Origin of the sequence: Yoonia sp. (assembly GCF_017854415.1) — a bacterium.
Classification (GTDB): domain Bacteria; phylum Pseudomonadota; class Alphaproteobacteria; order Rhodobacterales; family Rhodobacteraceae; genus Yoonia.
In genome coordinates this window covers 18219-21438 of the sequence record NZ_JAFMHR010000041.1, presented here as the reverse complement: position 1 = coordinate 21438, position 3220 = coordinate 18219, and the positions used below count along the sequence as shown (strand labels likewise).

3 protein-coding genes and 1 pseudogene are annotated in these 3220 nt (G+C 51.6%); 1 reads left to right on the top strand and 3 read right to left on the bottom strand.

Annotated elements, in window-relative coordinates; translation table 11 throughout:
• The 3 genes and pseudogenes from QZ197_RS06720 to QZ197_RS06710 all read right to left on the bottom strand — a co-directional run.
• A pseudogene (locus QZ197_RS06720) lies at positions 1 to 320 on the bottom strand (ABC transporter permease); the annotation flags it as partial.
• A 9-nt stretch (positions 321 to 329) separates the two neighbouring features.
• On the bottom strand, positions 330 to 1451 hold the full coding sequence (locus QZ197_RS06715; RefSeq protein WP_296431110.1) for an ABC transporter ATP-binding protein: 1122 nt from the start codon (positions 1449 to 1451) through the stop codon (positions 330 to 332).
• A gap of 81 nt (positions 1452 to 1532) precedes the next feature.
• The gene (locus QZ197_RS06710) at positions 1533 to 2612 is read right to left on the bottom strand and encodes a polyamine ABC transporter substrate-binding protein (protein ID WP_296431111.1); all 1080 of its coding nucleotides are present in this window, start codon (positions 2610 to 2612) and stop codon (positions 1533 to 1535) included.
• 153 nt (positions 2613 to 2765) lie between these two features.
• On the opposite strand from QZ197_RS06710, the gene QZ197_RS06705 reads away from it, so the two are divergent.
• A partial coding sequence (locus tag QZ197_RS06705; RefSeq protein WP_296431109.1) for a GntR family transcriptional regulator occupies positions 2766 to 3220 on the top strand: 455 nt, incomplete at its 3' end.

Sequence of the window (3220 nt, the reverse complement as noted above, 5' to 3'; positions counted from 1 at the left end):
TTCGCCATGCCGTAGGCGATTGGGAAACCGATCATCAAGGCAAAGACGGTCGAAATAAAAGCAATCTGCACGCTGGAAAGGTAGCTTTTCCAATAGAGATCATCGGTGGCCAAGAATTCAAAATTCTCGAAATCCAGTTGCGACACCATATCCTTGAGCCCGGCCCAGCCATCGGACAATTCCAAGGTCGGGGTATAAGGCGGGATTGATAGTGCGATATCAGACAATGATATCTTGAAGACGATCAGGAACGGGACAAAGAACAGCCCGAACAGCCACAGATAAGGGACAGCGATCAAAGTGAGGCGACGAAGGTTCATATCAGTCCCCTAGCCTTCCAAAACCACACCGGCGGTGTCTGTCCACGACAGCCAGACTTCGTCTTCCCACGTAAACGGGCGGCTCGCGCGCCTGCGCGAATTTGCGGCCTGCGCTTTGATCACTGTGCCGTTGGCAAGCTTCACATGGTAGGTCGACAAATTGCCGAGATAGGCAATATCGAGGATCGTGCCTTGGACCGCATTATGCCGGTCGGTGGGCTTGTCCGCAGAAATCGCGATCTTTTCAGGGCGAATGATAAAGCTGACTTTGCCATTCGCAACGGGCTTGGCTGGCGTTCCGGTGATATCCGGCTGCCCTTCGGCCCATGCAATCGACACCGTGTCACCTTGCGCCGTTGCATTGCCTTCGATGATGTTCACGTCTCCGATAAAGTCGGCGACATACGCGCTATTAGGCGCTTCGTAGATTTGGTCAGGCGTGTCGACCTGGACCAGCTTGCCAAAGTTCATCACGGCGACACGCGAGGCAACTGTCATCGCTTCTTCTTGGTCATGGGTAACGATCACAAAGGTCGTGCCGGTTTTTTCTTGAATATCCATCAACTCGAACTGCGTGTCTTGGCGCAGCTTTTTATCCAGCGCGGACAGCGGTTCATCCAATAGCAACAATTTCGGTGCTTTGGCCAAAGATCGCGCTAGCGCAACCCGCTGGCGTTGCCCGCCAGAGATCTGTTCAGGTTTGCGTTTGGCGAACTTCTCGATCTGGACAAGGCGCAGCATTTCCATGACGCGCGCATCAATCTGGTCTTTTGGCATGTTTGACCGTTTCAGGCCAAAGGCGATGTTGTCGTAGACGGTCAAATGCGGGAACAGCGCGTAGGATTGGAACATCATGTTCACGCTGCGCTTGTTTGGGGGCACCGCAGAGATGTCTTTGCCATCCAGTAGGATAGTACCAGAGGTGGGCGTTTCAAATCCCGCCAGCATACGCATCATCGTGGTTTTGCCGCATCCGGACGGACCAAGCAGGGCAAAGAATTCTTTTTCATAGATATCAACGCTGAGGTCATCGACCGCGGTGAAATCCCCAAACCGTTTGGTGACGTTCTGGAAACGGATGATCGGCTTTGCTTCCGGATCTTTCCAAGGCTCAAATAGGGTTTCGGGCATAGGGGTCTGGGCCTCCGGCATGCGCTAAAAAACGGGGATGGCTGTCCTCGGCCCTGTCATGCAGGGCCGAGGGCTAGGTATTTAGGTGCCGGACTTAATACGTGTCCACATCCGTGTGACGGTACGCTGCGTGCGCGCGTCATAGGGGGTGATTGTATAAAGCGTTTCAAGCGTCGCTGCGTCGGGATAAATGGCCGTATCGCCAATTACGTCTTCAACCAGAAACTCCTGTGAGGCTAGATTACCGTTCGCGTAGTAAACATAGTTCGATGCGGCGGCCATATTTTCGGCATCAAGAATAAAGTTCAGGAATGCATGTGCACCATCTGGGTTCGGCGCATCAACAGGAATTGCCATTTGGTCAAACCACATCTGTGCTCCTTCGACTGGCGCACTATAGACTATTTCTACGCCGTTTTCTGCCTCCACCGCGCGATCGCGCGACTGCAGGATATCACCCGACCAACCGAAAGCGACACAGATGTCACCGTTGGCCAAAGCCGAAACGTATTCAGAGCTGTGGTACTTCTGAACAAACGGACGAACAGCAGTCAGAACCGGCTCAGCCATCGCAATCACGTCCTCATCTTTGCTGTTTGGATCTTGTCCAATATATTGCAGCGCAGCCGGAATTAATTCTGTCGGTGCATCAAGAAAATGTACGCCGCATTCCGCCAGCTTTTCCATGTTTGCAGGGTCAAAAATCAATTCAAGAGAATCGACTGGTGCGTCTTCGCCTAGCAGCTCGGTCACTCTGGCAACGTTCACACCTAACCCCGTCGTCCCCCACATATAGTTGATCGAATAGAGTCCACCCGGGTCGTAGATATCAGTACGATCCAACACCAAATCCCAGAGATTTCCAAAATTGCTAAGCTTGGCCGGATCAATGGGTTGGAACGCGCCTGCAGTGATTTGACGCTGCAAGAATGTCCCTGTCGGCACGACGATATCGTAACCGGACCCGCCAGCAAGCATTTTGGTTTCAAGTACTTCGTTGCTATCAAAAACGTCATAGATCAGTTCATAGCCAGTTTCTTCTTCGAACTTCGCCAGCAGATCTTCGTCAATATAGTCAGACCAATTATAGACACGTACTTCTTCGGCCCAACCTGCTTGTGCGGCTAAAACCGCGGCTGCAAGAATGGTGCCCATGTTCATTTTGCGCATACTTATCTCCCCTGAGATTTTCATTTACCTAAGCTAGCTTTGTTTAAAATATAAAGGTTTGCAAACGGAATGTGTGAATTTGATAGGTTTTGACAACTCAGAGGAGGTGTGGAATGTCTTAATTCCAAGGGGAGAGTTTGCGAAATGAACCAAATGGCCGCAAAAAAGCCGGAACATGAAACGATCTATCAGCGCGTCAAAGAGATGATTCTTTTTGGCGAGGTCGTCCCAGGGCAACCTGTTACAATCCACGGACTTGCCGAAACCATTGGCACAGGTATTACCCCCGCCCGCGAAGCAATTCGCCGCCTGACCGCCGAAGGCGCGTTGGTGACTTTGGAAAACCGCCGCATCGCCGTGCCAGCGATGACCGACCACCGTTTGCAGCAAATCGAACTCGTTCGTCTAACTGTCGAGCCTGACTTGGCCGAAAGAGCTGCAATACTGTGTGATAACAGTGAGATAGGCACGCTAGAACACTATGATGACATGATTAATGTGGCCATTCAAAACGGCGATATCCGCAGTTACCTAGAGGCGAACTACCGGTTTCATTTCACCCTATATGGCATTGCTGATGCCCAAATTCTGCGCCGCAT

Bases quoted from the DNA above. Each gene is read 5' to 3' on its own strand.
- QZ197_RS06715 (WP_296431110.1), bottom strand. From the start codon at position 1,451: ATGCCCGAAACCCTATTTGAGCCTTGGAAAGATCCGGAAGCAAAGCCG.
- QZ197_RS06710 (WP_296431111.1), bottom strand. From the start codon at position 2,612: ATGAACATGGGCACCATTCTTGCAGCCGCGGTTTTAGCCGCACAAGCA.